The organism is Achromobacter deleyi, from assembly GCF_902859705.1.
Lineage (GTDB): Bacteria > Pseudomonadota > Gammaproteobacteria > Burkholderiales > Burkholderiaceae_B > Achromobacter > Achromobacter deleyi.
Genome location: NZ_CADIJO010000007.1, coordinates 178,831 through 200,423 on the forward strand (window position 1 = coordinate 178,831; position 21,593 = coordinate 200,423).

At 66.4% G+C, this 21,593-nt stretch carries 21 protein-coding genes; 11 read left to right on the forward strand and 10 right to left on the reverse strand.

What is annotated here, in order from left to right; translation table 11 throughout:
* The first annotated feature begins 35 nt into the window (after positions 1-35).
* From HV798_RS12915 to HV798_RS12925, 3 genes are all read left to right on the forward strand, one after another.
* Positions 36-779 carry an ArsR/SmtB family transcription factor gene (locus tag HV798_RS12915; protein ID WP_175192764.1) on the forward strand — a complete coding sequence of 248 codons (744 nt, stop codon included), beginning with the start codon at positions 36-38 and terminating at the stop codon, positions 777-779.
* A gap of 86 nt (positions 780-865) precedes the next feature.
* Entirely contained in the window at positions 866-1,492 is a 627-nt protein-coding gene (locus tag HV798_RS12920) for an N-acetyltransferase (RefSeq protein WP_175192763.1), read from the forward strand.
* 315 nt (positions 1,493-1,807) lie between these two features.
* Positions 1,808-2,080: a hypothetical protein gene (locus HV798_RS12925; protein ID WP_025138046.1), complete on the forward strand. Its 273-nt coding sequence runs from the start codon at positions 1,808-1,810 to the stop codon at positions 2,078-2,080.
* An 87-nt stretch (positions 2,081-2,167) separates the two neighbouring features.
* Here HV798_RS12925 and HV798_RS12930 read toward each other — a convergent pair whose 3' ends face one another.
* The 3 genes from HV798_RS12930 to ypfJ all read right to left on the reverse strand — a co-directional run bounded on the left by HV798_RS12930 (position 2,168) and on the right by ypfJ (position 4,592).
* On the reverse strand, positions 2,168-2,932 hold the full coding sequence (locus HV798_RS12930; RefSeq protein WP_025138045.1) for a DUF1828 domain-containing protein: 765 nt from the start codon (positions 2,930-2,932) through the stop codon (positions 2,168-2,170).
* Positions 2,929-3,465 (reverse strand): hypothetical protein, encoded by a 537-nt coding sequence (locus HV798_RS12935; protein ID WP_025138044.1) that lies wholly within the window; start codon positions 3,463-3,465, stop codon positions 2,929-2,931. The genes HV798_RS12930 and HV798_RS12935 overlap by 4 nt, the downstream gene beginning before the upstream one ends.
* 275 nt (positions 3,466-3,740) lie before the next feature.
* A complete protein-coding gene (gene ypfJ, locus HV798_RS12940) occupies positions 3,741-4,592 on the reverse strand; it encodes a KPN_02809 family neutral zinc metallopeptidase (protein WP_175192762.1) in 852 nt (283 codons plus the stop codon).
* A gap of 88 nt (positions 4,593-4,680) precedes the next feature.
* Between ypfJ and HV798_RS12945 the strand changes: the two genes are divergently transcribed.
* From HV798_RS12945 to bamC, 4 genes are all read left to right on the forward strand, one after another.
* The gene (locus tag HV798_RS12945) at positions 4,681-5,307 is read left to right on the forward strand and encodes an L-threonylcarbamoyladenylate synthase (protein ID WP_025138042.1); all 627 of its coding nucleotides are present in this window, start codon (positions 4,681-4,683) and stop codon (positions 5,305-5,307) included.
* Positions 5,308-5,416: 109 nt separating this feature from the next.
* Positions 5,417-6,064 carry a site-2 protease family protein gene (locus tag HV798_RS12950; RefSeq protein ID WP_025138041.1) on the forward strand — a complete coding sequence of 216 codons (648 nt, stop codon included), beginning with the start codon at positions 5,417-5,419 and terminating at the stop codon, positions 6,062-6,064.
* Positions 6,065-6,151: 87 nt separating this feature from the next.
* On the forward strand, positions 6,152-7,057 hold the full coding sequence (gene dapA, locus HV798_RS12955; RefSeq protein WP_025138040.1) for a 4-hydroxy-tetrahydrodipicolinate synthase: 906 nt from the start codon (positions 6,152-6,154) through the stop codon (positions 7,055-7,057).
* A 17-nt stretch (positions 7,058-7,074) separates the two neighbouring features.
* On the forward strand, positions 7,075-8,199 hold the full coding sequence (gene bamC, locus HV798_RS12960) for an outer membrane protein assembly factor BamC (RefSeq protein WP_175192761.1): 1,125 nt from the start codon (positions 7,075-7,077) through the stop codon (positions 8,197-8,199).
* A gap of 126 nt (positions 8,200-8,325) precedes the next feature.
* Here bamC and HV798_RS12965 read toward each other — a convergent pair whose 3' ends face one another.
* A complete protein-coding gene (locus HV798_RS12965) occupies positions 8,326-9,303 on the reverse strand; it encodes a LysR substrate-binding domain-containing protein (RefSeq protein ID WP_175192760.1) in 978 nt (325 codons plus the stop codon).
* 123 nt (positions 9,304-9,426) lie between these two features.
* Between HV798_RS12965 and HV798_RS12970 the strand changes: the two genes are divergently transcribed.
* The 3 genes from HV798_RS12970 (at position 9,427) to HV798_RS12980 (ending at position 13,634) form a co-directional block, all read left to right on the forward strand.
* Positions 9,427-11,223 (forward strand): IlvD/Edd family dehydratase, encoded by a 1,797-nt coding sequence (locus HV798_RS12970; protein ID WP_246288753.1) that lies wholly within the window; start codon positions 9,427-9,429, stop codon positions 11,221-11,223.
* 96 nt (positions 11,224-11,319) lie between these two features.
* On the forward strand, positions 11,320-12,699 hold the full coding sequence (locus tag HV798_RS12975) for an MFS transporter (RefSeq protein ID WP_175192759.1): 1,380 nt from the start codon (positions 11,320-11,322) through the stop codon (positions 12,697-12,699).
* Positions 12,696-13,634 (forward strand): dihydrodipicolinate synthase family protein, encoded by a 939-nt coding sequence (locus tag HV798_RS12980; RefSeq protein ID WP_175192758.1) that lies wholly within the window; start codon positions 12,696-12,698, stop codon positions 13,632-13,634. The genes HV798_RS12975 and HV798_RS12980 overlap by 4 nt, the downstream gene beginning before the upstream one ends.
* A gap of 110 nt (positions 13,635-13,744) precedes the next feature.
* Here HV798_RS12980 and HV798_RS12985 read toward each other — a convergent pair whose 3' ends face one another.
* From HV798_RS12985 to HV798_RS13010, 6 genes are all read right to left on the reverse strand, one after another.
* Positions 13,745-13,972, reverse strand: a complete 228-nt coding sequence (locus HV798_RS12985; RefSeq protein WP_042885027.1) for a hypothetical protein — start codon at positions 13,970-13,972, stop codon at positions 13,745-13,747.
* A gap of 217 nt (positions 13,973-14,189) precedes the next feature.
* Positions 14,190-15,383, reverse strand: coding sequence for a ribosomal protein uL16 3-hydroxylase (locus tag HV798_RS12990; RefSeq protein ID WP_025138033.1), 1,194 nt, complete (start codon positions 15,381-15,383; stop codon positions 14,190-14,192).
* Positions 15,380-18,034: a DNA mismatch repair protein MutS gene (gene mutS, locus HV798_RS12995; RefSeq protein WP_246288756.1), complete on the reverse strand. Its 2,655-nt coding sequence runs from the start codon at positions 18,032-18,034 to the stop codon at positions 15,380-15,382. Before mutS ends, HV798_RS12990 begins: the two co-directional genes overlap by 4 nt.
* A 133-nt stretch (positions 18,035-18,167) precedes the next feature.
* Positions 18,168-18,620, reverse strand: a complete 453-nt coding sequence (locus HV798_RS13000) for a hypothetical protein (protein WP_175192757.1) — start codon at positions 18,618-18,620, stop codon at positions 18,168-18,170.
* Between the two features lie 457 nt (positions 18,621-19,077).
* Positions 19,078-19,341: a hypothetical protein gene (locus HV798_RS13005; RefSeq protein ID WP_025138028.1), complete on the reverse strand. Its 264-nt coding sequence runs from the start codon at positions 19,339-19,341 to the stop codon at positions 19,078-19,080.
* A 180-nt stretch (positions 19,342-19,521) separates the two neighbouring features.
* Complete coding sequence (locus HV798_RS13010) at positions 19,522-20,424, reverse strand: LysR family transcriptional regulator (RefSeq protein WP_175192756.1); 903 nt, start codon at positions 20,422-20,424, stop codon at positions 19,522-19,524.
* Between the two features lie 93 nt (positions 20,425-20,517).
* Here HV798_RS13010 and HV798_RS13015 point away from each other — a divergent pair, with 93 nt between their 5' ends.
* Positions 20,518-21,537 carry an NAD-dependent epimerase/dehydratase family protein gene (locus tag HV798_RS13015; protein ID WP_425486141.1) on the forward strand — a complete coding sequence of 340 codons (1,020 nt, stop codon included), beginning with the start codon at positions 20,518-20,520 and terminating at the stop codon, positions 21,535-21,537.
* The last annotated feature ends 56 nt before the right edge of the window (positions 21,538-21,593 follow it).

Consider the following 21,593-nt stretch of genomic DNA (forward strand, 5'->3'; position numbering starts at 1 on the left):
GTCCCTGTACACAACACTTTGGTCTGGGCCGAATTATGGAATCCAAGTTCGCCGACATCAATCTCTCGGCCGTTGCCGGCGCCATCGCCGATCCTGCCCGCGCGCGCATGCTGTGCGTGCTGCTGGACGGCCGCGCGCGCACCGCCACCGAACTGGCCGCCGCCGCCGACATCGGCGCGTCCACCGCCAGCAGCCATTTCCAGCGGCTGCGCGAACAGGGGTTGGTCGACCTGGCGGTGCAGGGCAAGCATCGCTATTACCGCCTGGCCAATGCAGAAGTGGGCGAGGCGCTTGAAGCGTTGCTGGTCGTGGCGGGCGCCGAACGCACGCCCTTCAAGCCCAACACGCCGTCGGCGCTGCGCGATGCGCGCACTTGCTACGACCACATGGCGGGCACGTTGGCCGTGCGCATCCACGATGCGATGCTGGCGCGCCAATGGCTGGCCGCCGACGGCCGCGACTACACGCTGACGCCGCTGGGCGAGGCCTCGCTGGCGCAAGTGGGCGTGGACGTGGTCACGGCCCGGCAGCGCCGCCGCCGTTTCGCCTGCCCCTGCCTGGACTGGAGCGAGCGTCGCTCGCACCTGGGCGGCGCGCTGGGCGCCGCCCTGCTGCAGGCGCTGCTGCAACGCGGCTGGGTCGACAAGGACCTGGACTCGCGCGCTCTGTCGGTCACGCGCAAGGGCGCGCGCCAGTTCCCCGCGTTCTTCGGCATGCCGGAACCTGCGTCCGGGGACATGGCCGATTGGGCGCGTCCGGGCAATCCGGCGGCAGCCTAGGACACATCAACACCTTGCCGCCCGCGTCTGCGGGCGGCACAAACACGGGTTTTTCATCGGGCATTTGCCCTGTACAGGAGGTGGCCTTGCTTACGCTGGCCCTGCACGCTTTTCCTCGCGCCTTGCCTGTCGCGACGGAACTGCGCATCGACGTCAACCATGCCCCGCAAGAGGTGGACAAGGAACTCGATGCCATCTACGACCGCATGAATCGTCCTTCGGATCGCTTGCACGGATTGCAGGAGGTCCGTACCGACATCCCTGGCCTTGTGCTTCGCCATCGCGAAGCCGATGGCGAGTACTACGTGTACGTGGTGGACGTGCGGCGCGGCCGGCTGGCGGGCTATACGGTGTTCAACCGCTTGATCGAAGTGGGGCGGCGCGCCGACCCCTATGTGCGCGCCCCGCACTCGAAGTACGCGGCGCCCTACCAGGGCATGGGGTTGGCCACCGCCGTCTATCGCTGGGGGCTGGATGCGGGCCTGTGCATCATGAGCGGCGCGCGCCAGTCGCCCGCCGCGCACCGTCTGTGGCTGGGCCTGGCCCGTGACTATGAGCTGGGCTACGCCGACCTGCGGCGCAAGCGCCTGGGCTATCTGGGCCGAACGGTGGCGCCCACGGTGCTGGCCGATCTGCATACCCGCATGTTCCTGTTGGGGCGGGGCTGGACGTTGCCCGACTATCTGGCTGCGACGGGCATGAACGCCGTTTGATTGCCTCGCTAGAGTCCTCGAAATCGGTCCGAAATCGCCCGGAAACGCGGTGAATAGTGCACTTTCGCAACAGCTTTAGGGAAATCCCCGGGACGGATCAGCCCGGCGGCCATCGGCCGCCGGCTTCATCTGGCTGTCAGCCGCGCCCCGCTTGCAGATCGGCGCCGCGGGTCGGTCTCGGGGCCTGCGCCACAGAAACGGGGACGCAACTTCTGCAATGCAACAATGTTTCCAGTAGATGCCCGGGTTACAAAACATATCCGAACTGTCATGAACAGCCGGGGTATGCTGGCTCGCAGAAAGAGGGCATCCGAAGTGCATCAGAACAACTTGATCTACAAGGGATACCGGCTGACGGCCAAAGTGTCCCGGGGCGCTGGCGCTGAGGTTCAAGCGTTGCCCAGCGGCCCTGTCTTCATCGCATCGGTCATGGTGGTCCAGGCGGGCGCGGTCCGCGAAGGCGGCGACGAATACCCCGTGCCACGGTTCGCCGAAGGCGGTTTTGTCTTCAGTCCGCGCGAAGCGGTGCATGCCGCCATCCTGCACGGCCGCGAGATCGTCGACGGCCTGACCAACATGCCAGCCTGAGCATTGCCAGCCTGAGCGTCAGGCTGAAATCCGGGTCTGCATCGCCGCCGGGCTGCTTGGCGCCGGCAGCGGTCTTGCGTCGTCCGCCTAGTCGGCGAACACGGCCTGCCAGTCGCGCGTCTTGGCCAGAGTCTGCACGGTGGCCGACTGTTCCAGGATGGTCACGGCCTTCTTGAATTCCTCGGCCGACGCGCCGTCTTCCAGAATCACCATGCGCGAGTTGCGCGCATCCGCCATTTTCACGTCCGACATCTTGCCGTGGGTCTGGTAGACCTGCGTCCAGTCCATTTTCTTGCCGGCCTTCAGCGCGATCGGCTCGATGTACGTCAACGCCGTGCTGCCTGCCGCGCGCACCGCAAAGGCGAAGTCGGCGGTATGCCCGCTGCTGCCCTTGGCGCGCGCACCCTTGACCATGCGGTTCACGCCCACGCCCGCCGCCAAGGCGCGGCCGACCTGCGCGCGAAAACGCAGCTGGCTGAAGCGGGGCATCCACTTGGCGCACTGGAACGACAGGGCCATCGCCAGCTTCACCGCATCCCACAACGCTTCCTGCAGCTGTTCGTTGGGGCCCGAGGCCACGATGGCGCCCGACTTGTCGAAATGCGCCAGGCTCACGCCCGGCGTCTCGTTCAGGATGTCGATGCGCTTGGCGGCCAGCTCGATGCCGTAGCTGGATGCGTGCATCGCGGTCTCACAGGCATCGGTGAGATAGAACGTGGCATCGTCCGGATGCGCGATGAAGAACGCGGCGTGCTGGCCGTCCAGGCCGAGCGTCATCGGCGAGATGGCACGGATGGCATGCTCGCCCGCCGGCAGGACGGTCCAGCCGGAGGCTTCCAGGAAATTGCTCATAGGATCAGTTCGATTTGTCGGCCTTTGAGGGGATGCGCGAATCCGCCGGTCAGGGTCAGGTTGGCCCGGGGCAGGAAATACTGCATCAACTCGCCGATCGTGTGCAGGGCGGGAACGATGGGCTCGGCATAGCCTTCGCCTTCGTTCACCCAGATATGTTCATGGCTGCGGTCCGCCAGCGGCTTGCGGTAGTGCGGCCGGCCTTCGCCCACCAGGCTGGTGTGGAACGAGTCGTCCGTGTCCACGCCGAACACGCGGTGCGGGCCCACGAAGAGGCTGGCACAGAATGCTTCGGTCAGGAAGATGGTGGCCTGGCCGTGCACCACCGTGCGGGCGCCGCGATAGGTGGCGCGAAAGATCACGTCGTCGCGCACTTCGCCCTTGATGCGGCAGGGGCTGGCAAATTCCATCCATTGGATGCTGCCGCCGCCCGGCTTGGGCACCCAGGTGATCTGCTTGATGGTTTCCTTGGGCTCGGCAAGGATCTCTTGCACCTCATCAACGGTGATTAGCGGTTCGAACTTGTTGGCCATGGAAACGGATCTAGTGTCTGGAAATGCGTCGCGCGGTTCGCGTCGCCGCGTGGTAGTGGCGGACGCGCGGCAGCGCGAGGGGGGGCGGTTTTTTCCCGGTCAGGCTGTCTGCAGTCGATAAAGCGTCCGGCCCAATGGGAAAAGCCCCCTTTCGGGAGCTGGTCCGCGCAGCGGGAACTGCGCGGGGCGTAATCTTACAAGATGAAGACGGTGCCGGTCTTGCGGCTGTATGGATATACAGGCAAAAAACGGCGCCTTGGCAGGGCAACGTCCGGCTACAGCGAACTGGCGGCGAAGGTATCGCACTGCTTCAGGCTGCCGCTGTCCAGGCCGCGCTTGAACCAACGCACCCGCTGGGCCGACGAGCCGTGTGTGAAGGCGTCCGGCACCACATAGCCCTGGCTCTGCTTTTGCAGCCGGTCGTCGCCGATGGCGGTGGCCGCGGCCAGCGCTTCTTCGACGTCGCCGCCTTCCAGGATGTTGCGCGCCGCGTTGGCGCGCTGCGCCCACAGCCCCGCAAAGCAATCGGCCTGCAGCTCCAGCCGGACCGACAGGGCGTTGGCCTGCGACGGATTGCGGCGGCGCAGGTTGTCGACCTGGTCCGAGATGCCCAGCAGATGCTGCACGTGATGGCCGACCTCGTGGGCAATCACGTAGGCCTGCGCGAAGTCGCCGGGCGCCTTGAAGCGATTCTGCAATTCGTCGAAGAACGCCAGGTCGATATAGACCTTGCTGTCGGCCGGGCAGTAGAACGGGCCCATCGCCGCCTGCCCCGTGCCGCAGGCGGTCGGCGTGGCGCCGCGAAACAGCACCAGCTTGGGGGCCACGTACTGGCGGTTCAGATCTTTCTGAAAGATGGCGCTCCAGGTGTCTTCGGTTTCGCCCAGCACCTTGGACACGAACCGGGCTTGCGGGTCGTTGGCGGGCGGCTTGGTGGCGGGCGCCTGCTGCTGCGTCGGCGGGCCTTCGGCCATCTGCAGCACCACGTTGGGGTCGACGCCGAAATACATGGCCACCAGGGCCAGCACGATGGTGCCGATGCCGATGGTGCCGCGTCCGCCGATGCGCGGGCCGCTGGCGCGGCGGTCTTCCACATTGTCGCTTTCGCGGGAATCATCAAGGCGCATACTGTGTCTCCGGGCGGGCCGGCTGGGCCGCCATGTGTTGCATCGCCGCCGTTGGCAGGGCGGCCTTCAAGAGTGTTAGGATAATCCCATGGCCCTTCATTTAGATATCCACCCCGCGAATCCCCAACCGCGCCTGCTCAAGCAGGCCGCCCAATGGCTGAACGACGGGGGCCTGGTGGCGGTGCCCACCGACTCCAGCTATGCGGTGGTCGCGCGCCTGGACGACAAGAACGCCGCCGACGGCCTGCGCCGCCTGCGTGGCCTGGACGAACGCCATCACCTCACGCTGCTGTGCCGCGACCTGGCTGAAATCGGCCATTTCGCCCGCGTCGACAACCGCCAGTACCGCCTGCTCAAGGTCGCCACGCCCGGCCCCTGGACCTTCATCCTCGAAGCCACCAAGGAAGTGCCGCGCCGCGTGTCGCATCCGTCGCGCAAGACCATCGGCATCCGCGTGCCCGATCACGCCGTCATGCTGGGGCTGCTCGAACAGGTGGGGGCGCCGCTCCTGTCCACCACGCTCATCCCCAAGGACGAGACCGAAGCGCTGAACGACGCCGAAGCCATCCGCGAACGCTACGACCACCAACTGGCCGCCATCATCGATGCCGGCGCCTGCCCGCATTCGCCCACCACCGTCATCGACCTCACCAGCGAAGAGCCGGTCGTGGTGCGCGTGGGCCGCGGCGATCCGGCCACGCTGGGCCTGGCCTGAATCCGCCTGTCATGCTTCATCGCCGGGCGCACAGGCGTCCGGCGCGCACGCTGCGATGTGCCCGATGCGGTGCATATCGTCATGCGGCTCCTCTACAATCCGGTTCGCCATGAACGACTTCATCCAAACCATCGCGGTCTACGCGATACCGGTCATCTTTGCCATCACGCTGCACGAGGCTGCCCACGGCTATGTCGCGCGCATGCTGGGCGACCCCACCGCCTATCAGGCCGGCCGCGTCAGCCTGAACCCGGCACGCCACATCGATCCCATCGGCACGTTGCTGGTGCCGGCCGTGATCCTGCTGATGTCCAAGCTCATGGGCGGTTCGGCCATGCTGTTCGGCTGGGCCAAGCCCGTGCCGGTGGATTTCGGCCGCCTGCGCCGGCCCAAGAAAGACATGCTGTGGGTGGCGCTGGCCGGCCCGGCCGCCAACCTGCTCATGGCCATCCTGTGGGTGTTTTCGCTGCGCCTGTTCCTGGAATCGGGCATGCAGGAAACCTTCTGGTACGAAATGGCCATGGCCGGCGTCCAGGTCAACCTGGTGCTGATGGCCCTGAACCTGCTGCCCATCCCGCCGCTCGATGGGGGACGCATCGTTTTCAGCCTGCTGCCCAACCGGCTGGCCTGGCAGTACTCGAAAATCGAGCCGTATGGCCTGGTCATCGTGATCGTCCTGCTGGTCACCGATGTGCTCTGGATATTGATGCGTCCGATCCTGGCGTTAGGAACGACAATCGTTCAGTGGTTTCTGTAGGAATTCGGCCAATATCCGTTAAACTCAGCGGTTTCATTGATTCTGGCCCTGAGGCATCCCGCCATGGGGCGTTGGAGCCCTTCATTTATGGCATCCCCTGCAACCGCCGCAGGCGTTAATTTCCAGGGCAGCATGGTGGCCCTCGTCACCCCGATGCAGCCCGATGGCAGCCTTGACTACGCTGCCTACCGGTCGTTGATCGACTGGCACATCCAGGAAGGCACCGACGCGCTCGTGGTGGTGGGCACCACCGGGGAGTCGCCGACGGTTTCCATGGAAGAACACGCGGAACTCATCCGCGTGGCGGTTGAACATGCCGCCGGCCGCATCCCGGTCATTGCCGGCGTGGGCGCCAACTCCACCGACGAAGCCATCCACCTGACCCGTCACGCCAAGGCGGTGGGCGCGCAGGCCGGCCTGTCCGTGGTTCCGTACTACAACAAGCCCTCGCAAGAAGGCCTGTACCGCCACTTCCGCACCATCGCGGAAGCGGTGGACCTGCCCACCATCCTGTACAACGTGCCGGGCCGCACCGTTGCCGACATGAGCAACGAAACGGTTCTGCGCCTGGCTCAGGTGCCGGGCATCATCGGCATCAAGGACGCCACCGGGGACATCGCCCGCGGCGGCCTGCTGCTGCGCGAAGCGCCTGCCAGCTTCCAGGTCTTCAGCGGCGATGATCCCACCGCCGCCGCCCTGATCCTGCTGGGCGCTCGCGGCAATATCTCCGTTACCGCCAACGTCGCGCCCAAGCTCATGCGCGATCTGTGCGCGGCCGCGCTCGCGGGCAATGTGCCCAAGGTGCGTGAACTAAATGCGCATTTGGCTCGTCTGAACAAGGCTTTGTTCGTTGAAGCCAATCCTATCCCCGTCAAGTGGGCGTTGGCCGAAATGGGCCGCACCGCACTGGGCTACCGGCTTCCGCTGGTTGAACTGGGGGCGCAGCACCATGAATCGGTGCGTCGTGTGCTCCAGGAAACGGGTCTGCTCTAAATATCGTGAGGATACGTATGAACAAGCGTCATGCCGGTCTGTCGGCATTGATGTCTCTGGTGTTGTTGGCCGGCTGCAGCGAGGTCAACCAATTCCTGGGCAATGAAGAATCCGTCAACTACAAGAGCGCCGTCACTCAGCGTGGAGAGCCTTTGAGCATTCCGCCTGACCTGACCCAGGCCGCCAGCGATCCGCGCTACCGCGCGCCCGCTTCCGGCTCGACGACGTACTCGCAGTTCCAGCAACAGGGCCAGGCGCAAGCCAGCAGCCCCAAGGCCAGCAACGTGCTGCCCGGCCGCCAGGACATGCGCGTCGAGCGCGACGGCGATCTGCGTTGGCTGGTCGTCGACCGTGCCCCCGAAGACGTCTTCCCGCGCCTGGTCGATTTCTGGACCGAAAACGGCTTTACCGTCGCCAGCAACAACCCGGCTGCCGGCCTGATCGAAACCGACTGGGCGGAAAACCGCGCCAAGATCCCGGAAAGCTGGCTGCGCCAGGCCCTGGGCGCGGTGCTGGAATCGGCCTGGGATAGCGGCGAGCGCGAGAAATTCCGCACCCGCGTCGAACGCGTCAACGGCCACACCGAAGTCTACGTCAGCCACCGCCAGATGCTCGAAAAGCGCGTCGGCGGCGACGGTTCGCAAGTGCAGTGGCAGAACGGCAAGGAAGACCCGGGCCTGAACGCCGCCATGCTGGCGCGCATGATGGTCTACCTGGGCTCCGACGTCGACAACGCCCGCAAGCTGGTGCAGCAGGCCGAAGCCGCGCCGCAAAAGCCGGCGGTGCAACAAGACGTCCGCGCCCAGGGCGCGCTGCTGATCGTCAACGAATCGTTCGACCGCGCATGGCGTCGTGTCGGCGTGGCGCTGGACGGCGGCGGCTTCGCTGTGGACGATCGCGACCGTTCGGCCGGCGACTACTTCGTGCGCTACTTCGACACCGACACTGGCGAGAAGATCGACCAGCCGGGCTTCTTCAGCCGCATGTTCTCGGGCGACAAGAAGGCCGAAGCGCCGCAGTACCGCATCCACCTGACCGCCAGCGGCGACCAGACCAACGTGACGGTGCTCGATGCCAAGGGCGAACGCGACAGCAGCGCCACTGCCCAGCGTCTCTTGAGCGTGCTGAAAGACAAGATGTGATGCCGACCGCGGGCGCTGATGCAGCGCCTGCGCGGTTCAAAGGCCCCTGTGGGGGCCTTGAACCTCAGACTCAGTCTTGCAAGATCCACCCCGACGGGGTGGATTTTTTTTGGCTTGTGCGGCCGCTCAGTGCCTTGCCGATGGCTCGGTATCGGCCGAGGGCGTGTGATAGATGGCGCGGCCCGTCTCACGCAGCGCTTCCAACACCCGTTCCGTGGCAGGCGTGGCCAGCCGGTCGGTCGGGGTGATGATGCCGAAGTCGTCCATGTGGCAGGGCAGGTCCAGCGGCAGGGTCTCGAGCATGCCGTAGCGGGCGTAGTGCTGGGCAACGTCCAGCGTCAGCACGGCCACCATGTCGGACTGCACCAGCATGCGCGTCAGGAACAGGGGCGCGGCGGTTTCCACCACCTTGTCCGGCGGCGGCAGGCTGGCGCGGCGGAACATCAATTCGAATCGATGGCGCAGCACGCTGCCCGCAGGCGGGATCAGCCACGTCCACGCGGTGGCCTGCTCCAGTGTCAGGCCCATTGCGCCGGCCAGGGGATGGCCCACCCGCACCGCCGCACAGACGGGTTCTTCGGCCAGCGGCTCATAGCGCAGCTGCGTCTTGTCGTGCTCGGGCGAGAGTCGGCCGACCACGATGTCCAGCTTCTCGTGCGCAAGGCACTCCAGCAGGACATTGCTGCTGTCGATTTCCACCGATATCCGCAGGCCCGGACTGCGTTGCATGGCCAGCGCGACAGCGGGCGGCAGCAGGCGCACACCGGGCGAGGTGATGGCGCCGACGGCGACGCTGCCCATTTGTCCGGTTTTCAGCGCCTGCACTTCGGTATGGGCCTGTTCCAGGCTGCCGATCGCTGCCCGGGCGTGGCGGATCATGGCCTGGCCATAGAGCGTGGGTTCGATGCCGCGCGCCAGTCGCAGAAAGAGCGGCGCATCGAGCAGGTCTTCCAGTTCGCGCAGCAGCTTGGAGGCGGCGGGCTGCGTCATCGCCAGGCGGTCGGCCGCGCGATGGATGCTGCCTTCGTCGGCCAGCGCCACCAACAGCAGCAATTGGCGTGTTTTCAGTCGGGTGTGGCTGGCTCGGATGGCGGCGTTATGCATGCGGGATAGGGGTTAGCACTGATGCCTGAATCGATATGCCTTCCGGCCAAGACTTCATTAGAAGAGTAGCAGCAATCTTCCTACACTGGCCCGCAGACATAACGACAACGCTTGGAGACATGCATGGCGGACCTCACCGCATCCCATCCCGATTCCGCGGCCGATGACGCACAAACCGACGACGCCGCGCCGAAGGCAACCCCGGCGTTGCGTTCGACGGCCTGGTTCGGCACAGCGGACAAGAATGGCTTCATGTACCGCAGCTGGATGAAGAACCAGGGCATCCCCAACCATGAGTTCGATGGCCGTCCGATCATCGGCATCTGTAATACCTGGTCCGAGCTGACGCCCTGCAACGCGCACTTTCGCAAGCTGGCCGAACACGTCAAGCGCGGTGTCTACGAGGCAGGCGGCTTTCCGGTGGAGTTTCCGGTGTTCTCGAACGGCGAATCCAACCTTCGCCCGACCGCGATGCTGACGCGCAACCTGGCTGCGATGGACGTGGAAGAGGCCATCCGCGGCAATCCCATCGATGCGGTCGTGCTGCTGGCAGGGTGCGACAAGACCACCCCCGCTTTGCTGATGGGCGCGGCCAGTTGCGATGTGCCGGCCATTCTGGTGTCAGGCGGGCCGATGCTCAACGGCAAGCTGGACGGCAAGGATATCGGGTCGGGCACGGCGGTCTGGCAGTTGCACGAGTCGCTCAAGGCCGGCGATATCGACCTGCACCAGTTCCTGTCGGCCGAAGCCGGCATGTCGCGTTCGGCCGGCACTTGCAACACCATGGGTACGGCCTCGACCATGGCCTGCATGGCCGAGGCGCTGGGCGTATCGCTGCCGCATAACGCCGCGATTCCCGCGGTGGATGCCCGCCGCTATGTGTTGGCCCATATGTCCGGCATTCGCATTGTCGAGATGGCCAGGCAGGGGCTGTCGCTCTCCAAGGTGCTGACCCGCGAGGCCTTCGAGAACGCCATCCGCACCAACGCGGCGATAGGTGGGTCGACCAACGCCGTCATTCACCTGAAGGCCATCGCCGGCCGCATCGGCGTGCCGTTGGAGCTGGAAGATTGGACCGCGGTCGGTCGCGACACGCCGACGATCGTCGACCTGATGCCCTCGGGGCGCTTCCTGATGGAAGAGTTCTATTACGCCGGCGGCTTGCCCGCGGTGTTGCGCCGCTTGGGCGAGGCCGGACGCCTGCCGCATCCCCAGGCGTTGACGGTGAACGGCAAGGCACTGTGGGACAACGTCAAGGATGCGCCGCTCTACAACGATGAGGTGATACGTCCGCTGGACAAGCCGCTGCTGCCCGACGGCAGCATTCGCATCCTGCGCGGCAACCTGGCGCCGCGCGGCGCGGTGCTCAAGCCCTCGGCGGCAACGCCGCGCCTGCTGCGGCACCGAGGGCGCGCGGTGGTCTTCGAAAACCTCGAGCACTACAAGGCGCGCATCGTCGACGAGTCGTTGGACGTGGACGAAGACTCGGTGCTGGTGCTCAAGCATTGCGGCCCCCGAGGCTATCCGGGCATGGCCGAGGTGGGCAACATGGGGCTGCCGCCCAAGCTGCTGCGGCGTGGCGTCAAGGACATGGTGCGTATCTCGGATGCCCGCATGAGCGGCACCGCATACGGCACTGTCGTGCTGCACGTGGCGCCCGAGGCCGCTGCCGGCGGCCCGCTGGCGATCGTGCGGGACGGCGACTGGATCGAACTCGATTGCGAAACCGGCCGTCTGCATCTGGATATCGGCGACGCCGAATACGCGCACCGCATGGCCGGCATCAAGCCGCAGCAAGCGCCTGCCGAAGGCGGCTATCGCAAGCTGTACGTCGACCACGTGCTGCAAGCGGATGAAGGTTGCGACCTGGACTTCCTGGTCGGCTGCCGGGGCCACGCCGTGCCGCGCCACTCGCATTAGGACCCGTGCCAAGCGCCTTTTGGCGCTGACAGGCCCGTGATCACCCACGGGGGCGATACGACCCCCGATCTTTCCCAAAACCATGGAGACAGACTCATGACTGAAGTCAGAAGCCCCGTGCGCGCAAGCACGGGATCCCCGCCCGACGGGAACGCCAATCCGCTTGATGAAGCGCGCATCATCCGCATGCTGACGCGCCGCCTGATTCCCTTTCTGGCATTGATCTACGTGGTGGCCTACATCGACCGGTCGGTCGTGGGGTTTGCCAAGCTGCACATGAATGCGGCCGTCGGCATCAGCGACGCCGCCTATGGTTTGGGCGCAGGGCTGTTCTTTGTCGGGTATTTCCTGTTCGAGGTGCCCAGCAACCTGGCGCTGGAGCGCTTCGGTGCACGCCGCTGGTTCGCGCGCATCCTGTTCACCTGGGGCGTGATCACGATGGCCATGGCCTTGACGGCCGGCGCGACCAGCTTCTACGCGCTGCGCTTCCTGCTGGGCGCGGCCGAAGCGGGGCTGTATCCCGGCATCCTGTACTTTCTGACCAAGTGGTTTCCGATGCGGCATCGGGCGCGCATCATCGGCCTTCTGGTGCTGGCCCAGCCGGTGGCCTTGATCGTGACCGGGCCGATCGCGGGCCTGGTGCTGTCCACGCAAGGTTGGGGCGGCATGAGCAACTGGCAGTTGCTGTTCGTGCTCAGCGGCTTGCCGGCCGTGCTGCTCTGCCTGCCCACGTTGCGGCTGCTGCCGGATTCGCCCGCGGGCGCCGCCTGGCTGCCGCCGTCGGACCGGGCCTGGATCGAACGCGAATTGGCCGCAGACAAGGCCGCCTATGGGCTCAAGCCGCACGGCAATCCGCTGAAGGCGCTCAAGGACAAACGCGTGTTGCTGCTGGCCCTGCTGTTCCTGCCGTTTCCGCTGAGCATCTACGGCCTGTCATTGTGGTTGCCGACGATCATCAAGCAGTTCGGCGTCAGTGACGCGGCGACCGGCTTCCTGTCCGCCGTGCCATACCTGTTCGCGGTGGTCGGCCTGTGCCTGGTGCCGCGCCACTCGGACCGCAAGGGCGAACGCTACTGGCACATTGCGATCGTGTCGGCGGTGGCCGCCGCGACGATGGCGTTGAGCGCGTGGGTGCAGTCGCCGGCCTGGCAGTTCCTGTTCATATGCCTGACCGCGTTTTCGATCTACTCGATCCAGGCGGTCGTCTGGGCGTTGCCCGGCGAGTTCCTGACCGGCGCCGGGGCGGCGGTGGGCATCGCGATGATCAATTCGCTGGCCAACCTGGGCGGCTATCTGGGTCCCTATGGCGTCGGCATGATCAAGGACGCTACCGGCAGCCTGTCGGCCGGGCTGTATTTCCTGGCGGCCATGCTGTTGCTGGCCGTGGTCATGACCTTCGTGGTGCGCGCCGCATTGCGCCCGGCGGCATCGCCGTCGGCCATCCCTTCCAACCATCCTGTCGATATCACCCCATGACCCCTAACCTTACCCGGCGCGTCCCGCGCTACCAGGGCATTTTCCCCGTCGTGCCCACGACCTTCACCGAGACGGGCGAACTGGATCTGCACAGCCAGAAGCGGGCGGTCGATTTCATGATCGATGCCGGTGTGGACGGCCTGTGCATTCTTGCGAATTTCTCCGAGCAGTTTTCGCTGGGCGATGATGAGCGCGATCGCATCACCCGGTCGGTGCTTGAGCACGTGGCCGGCCGGGTGCCGGTCATTGTGACGACCTCGCACTACAGCACCGCTATCTGCGCGCGCCGCAGCATCGAGGCCCAGGCCATGGGCGCGGCGATGGTGATGGTCATGCCGCCTTATCACGGTGCGACCTTTCGCGTACCGGAATCGCAGATCGTTTCGTTTTACTCGCGCTTGTCCGACGCGATCGAGATTCCGATCATGATCCAGGATGCGCCCGCCAGCGGGACCGCGCTGAGCGCCGAACTGCTGGCGCACATGGCGCGTGACATCGAGCAGGTGTCATATTTCAAGATCGAAACGCCGGGGGCAGCGAACAAACTGCGCGATCTGATCCGGTTGGGCGGCGATGCCGTGGAAGGGCCGTGGGATGGCGAGGAGGCCATTACGTTGCTGGCTGACCTGGCCGCCGGCGCGACCGGTTCGATGACGGGCGGAGGTTTTCCCGACGGAATTCGGCCGATCATCGAAGCGCATCGTAACGGCAATGCGGACTTGGCATTCGAGCAGTATCAGCGCTGGTTGCCGTTGATAAACCACGAGAACCGCCAGGCCGGACTGCTGGCTGCCAAGGCCCTGATGAAAGCGGGCGGCGTGATCGCGTGCGATGCGCCACGGCATCCCTTCCCCCCGCTGCGGCCGGAGACACGCGCCGAGCTGATCGACATCGCGAGGCGATTGGACCCGGTGGTGTTGCGCTGGGGCACCTAGCGCGAACAGGCATCCGTGCATGACGGGCCGGGCTTGAACGGCCGCCCAGACAAAAGCCCCGGCATCGCTGCCGGGGCTTTGTCGTACCTAGAGCGGGGGTTCTTCTCTAATTACGATGCGGGCGTGGTCGAGCCGCCCGGGCTGTTCGAGCCGCCGCCAGGCGTGGTGCCGGGCGTGGGCGCCGGAGCCGGCGAGGTAGCCGGCGGCGTGGTGGAAGGCGCGGGGGTGCTCGCGCCCGGAGTGGGGTTGTTCGCGGGCGCCGGGGCATCTTCCTTCTTGTTGCAGGCGCTGAGCGACACCGCCAGCACCGACGCAATAATCAAGGTTTTGCTCATCATTTTTGGACTCCTGTAGATGACGACTCTTGAAACCCCGTCAGGGGAAACCAGAACCCAGGCTACAGGAAGGCGTAAGCCATGCGAGTGTGAAAATTAAAAAGGTCGCATCCCAACGGCAACAAACCTTTCCGCCACGTGTGATGTCTTTCCTTATGTGACCCGGCGCACAGACCTCATTGCGTTCTGTGCAACACAGATACGCATAGGTGTCTGGATACTACGAGGCCACGTAATGAATCCACCCTGAATCCAGCCAATCGGCCAGGCACGAGCGGGCTTCGTCAGACAGGCGTGCGCAGGCGGGGTCGGCGCAGTCCAGGCTGCGCGCATCGGCCAGCTTGCACAGCGCGGCCGAGGCCGGCGTCATGGCGGTTTCGCCGTTGATGAACAACTGCTTGCCGCGGTAGAGCATGCGGCTGCGGCGGTCCAGCACCAGCTTGCCGGCAGTGGGCCAGTCTTCTTCCAGGTCCACGTCCAGGCCTTCGGGGGCGTCGAAGACGCTGAGGTTGCTGGGCTCGGTCAGCCAGCAGCCCAGAAAGCGCGAGGCCAGCGCGTCGTCAAAGCGCAGCTTCTGTACGGTTTCCAAGGTGGCTTCGACCAGCGCGTCGGGCACCTGCGCGGGTGTCGTGACGGCGGCCTGGGCGGGGTCGCGGTACACGGCCGACAGCTTGGGGCCGGGCAGTGCCGGTTCACCATAAGGTCCGCCCAGCAGGCCGACGCGCGCCATGACCTGGTCGGCCGCGGCCTCCAGCAGGCCGCGGGCCAGCGTGGCTTGCGTGGGGGCACGAAAACCGATGGAGATGGTCATGCAGCCGTCGCCCGCGGCGATGCCGTCGTGCGCGGCCTGGGGCGGCAGGTACAGCATGTCGCCGGGGGCGAGCACGGCCTGTGCCTCGGGTTCGAAGCGGCTCAGGATCTTGAGCGGCAGGCCCGGTTCCAGCGACAGGTCTTTCTGGCGGCCGTAGCGCCATTCGCGTTCACCGGCGGCCTGCAGCAGGAATACGTCGTAGCTGTCGAAGTGCGGGCCCACGCCGCCGCCGTGGCTGGCGATGCTGATCATCACGTCGTCCAGGCGCGCATCGGGAATGAAGCGGAACTGCTGCATCAATTCGGCCGCGGCGTCGCTGTGCAGGTCCACGCTTTGCACCAGCAGGGTCCAATCGCCTTCGTTGTCTTTCGGCAGGCGGGCGAAGGGGCCGCTCTCCATCTGCCATTCGCCGTTCTCGCGCCAGATCAGGCGCGACTCGACGTCGTCGCGGCGGGCCAGCTTCTTGATGGCCGCGATGGTGACAGGCGGCTTGAAGTCGGGAATGGCCTGACGGATCAAGAGCGGCTTCTTCTGCCAGTAGCGGCGCATGAAGTCGTTGGGGCTCTGGTTGCCCAGCAGCGGCAGGGGATGATCGAGGTTCATTGCAGGTGCTTTTTCAGGCGGTAGAGGGCGTCCAGCGCTTCGCGCGGGGTCAGGCTGTCGGGGTCGATGCCGGCGAGTTCGTCGCGCAGGGTGTCCAGGGCCTCGATGGCGTCGGCGCGGTCGGCTTCGGCGTAGGCTTGCGCGTCGGCATCGGCCGCGGCCGAGAACAGGCCCAGCTGCGGCGTGGGCGCGCCTTGCGCTTCCAGGCGTTCAAGTTCGCGGGTGGCCTGGCGGATGACGGCGGCGGGCACGCCCGCGCGCTGCGCCACCTGGATCCCGTAGCTGCGGCTGGCGGGGCCTTCGCGCACTTCGTGCAGGAACACGATGCCGCCGGCGGACTCGGCCGCGGCCAGGTGCACGTTGGCCGAGGCGGGCTGTTCGGCCGGCAGGCGCGTCAGTTCGAAGTAGTGGGTGGCAAACAGCGTCAGGGCGCGGTTGTGCGCCAGCAGGCGGCAGGCAATCGCCCAGGCCAGCGCCAGGCCGTCGTAGGTGGACGTGCCGCGGCCGATCTCGTCCATCAGCACCAGGCTGTTGGGCGTGCTGGCCGACAGGATGGCGGCCGCTTCGGTCATTTCCATCATGAAGGTCGAGCGTCCGCCGGCCAGGTCGTCGGCGGCACCGATGCGCGTGAAGATGCGGTCGATCTTGCCGATGCGCGCGCGCGCGGCGGGCACGAAGCTGCCGATGCGCGCCAACAGCACGATCAGCGCCACCTGCCGCATGTAGGTCGATTTACCGCCCATGTTCGGGCCGGTGATCAGCAGCATGCGGCGCGCCGGATCCAGCCGGCAGCCGTTGGGTGTGAAGCGTTCGATCGCGTGTTCCACCACCGGGTGGCGGCCCGCGTCGATGTCGATGTCGGCCTGCTCGGACAGTTCGGGTGCGATCCAGTCGTGGCGGCGCGCGTGTTCGGCCAAGGCGGCCAGCGTGTCCAGTTCGGCCAGTGCACCGGCGCAGTCGGACAGCGGCCGCACGTGTTCGGCCAGTACGTCGAGCAATTGCTCGAACAGCCATTTTTCGCGCGCGAGCGAGCGGTCTTGCGCGGACAGCACTTTGTCTTCCCAGGTCTTGAGTTCCGGGGTGATGTAGCGTTCGGCGTTCTTGAGCGTCTGGCGGCGGCGGTAGTCTTCCGGCACCTTGGCCGTCTGGCCCTTGGTGACTTCGATATAGAAGCCGTGCACGCGGTTGAATTCCACGCGCAGATTGCTGATGCCGGTGCGTTCGCGTTCGCGCGCTTCCAGCTGCACCAGGAAGTCGCCGCCATCGGCGGCCAGGCCGCGCAGTTCATCCAGTTCGGCATCAAAGCCCGTGGCCAGCACGCCGCCATCGCGGATGGCAACTGCGGGCTCGGCGGCGATGGCGCGCACCAGCAGGGCGGCCAGCGCCGGGTCGACTGACAGGTGTGAGATCAGCTGGCCCAGGCGCGGCGAATCGGCCATGGGCTCGACCAGGTCGCGCAGCGCCGGCAGGGCTTGCAGTGCATCGCGCAGGCTGGCCAGTTCGCGCGGGCGCACCGAGCGCAGCGCCAGCCGCGCGGCGATACGCTCGATGTCGGGAAATGCGTTCAGCGCACTGCGCAGCCCTTCCAGCAGGCCGGCCGAGCCGAAGGTCTGCTCGACGTCCATGCGGCCGGCCAAGAGGGCCGAGATGGCTTGCTGACGGGCGTGGGCTTGCTCGTTTTCACGCAGAGGATGGTGCAGCCAGCGGCGCAGCAGTCGGCTGCCCATCGGCGTGCGGCAGCCATCCAGCAGCGAGAACAGCGTGGGCGCGTCTTCGCCGGACAGGGTCTGCGTCAATTCCAGGTTGCGGCGCGTCACCGGGTCCAGCAGCACGAACTGGCCGGGCCGTTCGGCCGACAGGCTTTGCACGTGCGCCAGCGCCTGCGATTGCGTGCGCGCCGCGTAGCGCAGCAGCGCGCCCGCCGCGCAGATGCCCGCGGGCATGTCTTCGATGTCGAAGCCGGCCAGCGTGTCGGTCTTGAAATGCGCCAGCAGATGCGCGCGCGCGCCATCGCTTTCGAAATGCCAGTCGGGTACGCGCGACCGGGCGCCTTCGAACGGGAAATCGAATTCCGCGCTGTCGGCGCAGACGATCTCGGCCGGGGCGATGCGATGCAGCTCGGATTCCAGCTGTGCGGGCGCGCATTCGGTCACGCGGAAGTCGCCGCTGGCCAGGTTCAGCCATGCCAGCCCGGCCCGCGGGGCGCGCGCGTTGCCGGACACGAACACCGCGGCCAGCGCACGATCGGCCTTGGCCGGCAGCAGCGCGTCGTCGGTCAGCGTGCCGGGCGTGACGATGCGCACGATGCGGCGCTCGACCGGACCTTTCGAGGTCGCCGGATCGCCGATCTGTTCGCAGATGGCGACCGATTCACCTGCCGCTACCAGCCGCGCCAGGTACTGCTCCATTGCGTGCACCGGCAGCCCGGCCATCGGGATGGGCGTGCCGTTGGACGAACCCCGCTTGGTCAGCGTCAGGTTGAGCAGCCGCGCGCCGCGCTCGGCGTCTTCATAGAACATTTCATAGAAGTCGCCCATGCGGTAGAACAGCAGCAACGGACCCGCCTCCGACTTGAGTCGGAGGTATTGCTGCATCATGGGGGTGTGGCCCGCGTGGGCGTCGGCGGCGGAGTGTTGTGTTGCGGAATTCATGCCCGTGATTGTATCGGGCCGGGGCGGGGGATGTGGAGGGCGGTTCACGGCCCGTGAGACGGGGTGAACGAAAAGTGGCGGTCAGCGGGAAGGGCGGGGTTGTGGGGGGCAACAGCGAGCCAGTGACCCTGCTTTACGGAGAAGACGGTGGCGTGACGGGGGCGAGAGGGGCTGGCATCGCCTGCGGCTGAGAGGGCGGAAACGAATAGACCCACGGAGAAGCCGCCGGCGGCATGCGTTGCAGACCGAAGTAAATGGCGCCGATCACCGCGATGATGCTCACGATCCACTTGTAGATGTCGGTGTGGGCCCTCTCGACGGATGCGCGGATGCTTCCGATATCCAGCTTCGCGTCAATGCTCGCGAGCGTGGTCTTGACGGCAATGACGTCGCCTTTGAGGGTGTCGACGTCCTTCTCGATCCGACCCAGCCGGCCGTCGATGACATCTACGCGTTTTTCAAGGTGTGCCAGGCGATTCATTCGTGCATTATCGCCGCCGTGCCCCCCAGAGCCAAACGAGGATCCGCGACCACCCTGGATGGATGTGCGTGACGAATCCTCTGATGTCAGTTCATTCTGCTTCACTGCCGTTCCGTTTTCTGATTCAACCCAGGCAGATTAATCAAAACCGATCGCGCAGACTGCAAAGACGCTCGCTTGTAGGACGAGCTCGCGTCCGGGGTCACCGCAGCAGGATTGCACACGTCGAAACAGGGCAGGGATGGCACTGCAAGCCATTGAGGTTCCAGCAACCCGCTCAGTCGTAAACGGCGGGGGGGGGGCTGGATGAGGTTGGCCCGGCTGTGGATGCCAGGCGCGTGCTACGACATGTCCGCCGGGGGCGGATTCAACAGCCGATCTTGGCTTCCTGGCCGTAGCCGAACGGCCAGCGGCGGCGGGTGGGTTCGGGCTTGGTGGTTTCTTCTTGCATGGTCTTCTCCTTGTCTTGCATTCCCGAGGATTCTATTTCCCCGGATGTAACAGCATTGCAAGTGATCGTTAGCACTCTATCGGTCGAGGCGTCGGATGTGGCCACGGTGGCTCAATCGGCCGCGAACAGGGTGACCTGGCGTTCCAGCGCGTAGGTGGCGCGGTAGCTGGCGGGCGTGGCGCCGCGGTCGATCAGGAGCAGGCCTTCGCGTTCGGCGGCGGCCAGGACGTCGCGCAGCTTGGGGCCGCTTTCCAGGCCGGTGGCCTCTTGCAGGCGGCCCAGCGGCAGGTAGTCGCCGTTTTTCACGCCGGCCAGGCGCGGGAAGGCGCTGAGCCAGATGCTGCGTGGGGGCGGGGTGTTGATCAGACTGGTCATGGTCGGGCCTCCCGTGCGGTCTAGATACTGTATGAATAAACAGTATATCCGATCAGTCCTATTTTGCTGGGCGGTGATGTCGCATCGGTCTGATATTGCTGCCTTGGGGGGCGACCGCCATTCGCCTCGTCCCGGTATGGTGGCCGCAGACAGCGGTGGGCGCGCCGACGACAACTGCCGTCAGACCGATGCCGCGCCCGTATGTGCGAGCAGGCAGGCGACCAGCGCGTCGAACACCACTTTGCAGCGCGGGCTGGCGCGCAGGTCTTCGTGCATGGTGATCCACGTTTCCAGGGGAAAAGCAGCCTGGCGCGGCAGGACGCGCACCAGGGCTTTGTCGCGCCGGGCCAGGGCGGCCTGGCAGACGCCGATGCCGGCGCCGGCGCGGATCAGCGCCAGTTGCGCCAGGTCGCTGTCGGCGCGCAGGGCGAAGGTGTCGCGGTGCCAGGGGATGGGGAAGCGTTTGCCGGCCTCGCGCAGAAAGGGCGTCAGCGCGTCGTAGCCGATCAGGGAATGGCCGCTCAGGTCGGCAGGCTGGGTGGGGGTGCCATGGCGGCGCAGGTAGTCTTTGTGGGCGAACAGGCCGATGTCGACGGCGCCGACCGAGCGGGCGATCAGCTGTTCCTGCTTGGGCGGGGCCATGCGTACGGCGATGTCGGCTTCGCGCAGCAGCAGGTTCTGCACGCGGTTGGTGGGCGCCAGTTCAAGGGTCAGGCCGGGATGATCGCGCCGCAGTTGCGCCAGGACCGGCGGCAGCACTTCGATGCCGATGACTTCGCTGGCCGAGATGCGGACGGTGCCGGTGATGCCTGGGCCGTGGCCGGACGCGGCGCGTTCCAGCGCGGCGGCGTTGCTTTGCATGGCTTCGGCGTAGCCGCGCAGCGACAGGGCGGCGTCGGTGGCGAGCAGGCCGGTTTGCGACCGGGTGAACAGCACCTGGCCCAGGGCGCTTTCCAGGGCGGCGATGTGGCGGCCCACCGTGGGCTGGGTGATGCCCAGGGCGCGTGCGGCGCCGGACAGCGAGCCTTCGGCCAGGACGGCCAGAAAGCTGCGGTAGAGTTCCCAGCCGATATTGTTGGTCATGCATAAATGTATAGCCGCACGGTCAGGTTCAGCAATTTATTTATTGGTGGCGCGGCACCAGAATGTGTGCCATGGGACGACAGGAGCAAGACCATGGGCATGGCAACGATGATTCAGGTGCAGCCTCCGGGCACGGCGCTGGTGTTGGGCGCCACGGGCGGGGTGGGCGGTGAAACGGCGCGCCAGCTGCGCGATGCCGGTTGGGGCGTGCGCGCCCTGGCGCGAGGACTGGCGACGGAAACGGCGCAGCAGGACGGCATGACCTGGCTGCGCGGCGACGCGATGAACCGGCAGGACGTGGCGCGGGCGGCGATGGGGTGCGACGTGATCGTGCATGCCGTGAATCCGCCGGGCTACCGCCGCTGGGGCGAGCTGGTGCTGCCGATGATCGACAACACGATTGCGGTGGCGCAGGCGCAGGGCGCCACCATCGTGCTGCCGGGCACGATCTACAACTACGGGCCGGACGCATATCCGGTGCTGACGGAAAGCTCGCCGCAGCATCCGCAGACCCGCAAGGGGGCGATCCGGGTGGAGCTGGAACATCGGCTGCAAGTGGCCAGCGGCCGCGGCGTGCGCGTGATCGTGTTGCGGGCGGGCGATTTCTTCGGGCCGCGCGCCGGCAACAACTGGTTCTCGCAAGGGTTGGTGAAACCGGGGCGGCCGGTGGCCGTGGTGCAGGCGCCGGGGGCGCGTGGGGTGGGGCACCAATGGAGCTATCTGCCGGACGTGGCGCGCACGCTGGTGCAGGTGTTGGCACGGCGCGACGCCTTGGCGCCGTTCGCGGCATTTCATATGGCGGGGCATTGGGATGCGGATGGCACGCAGATGGCGGCCGCGATCCTGCGGGTGGCTGAGCGCCATGGCGCGCAGCCGCGAGTGCGCGCGTTTCCGTGGTGGCTGCTGCGGCTGGCGTCGCCGTTCGTGCCGACGCTGCGCGAGCTGATGGAAATGCGGTACCTGTGGCGCCAGCCGCTGCGCATGGACAATGCGCGGCTGGTCGAGCTGTTGGGCGCGGAACCGCTGACGCCGCTGGATGAGGCCGTCGAGGTGACCTTGCGCGGATTGGGCTGCCTGCCCGAGTCGCCTGTCCGGGCCAAGGCGTTGGCTTGACCGGGCAAGCCAGTCGGCTGGCTTGCCCCCGCCAGACCCGGACATGCACAATGGCG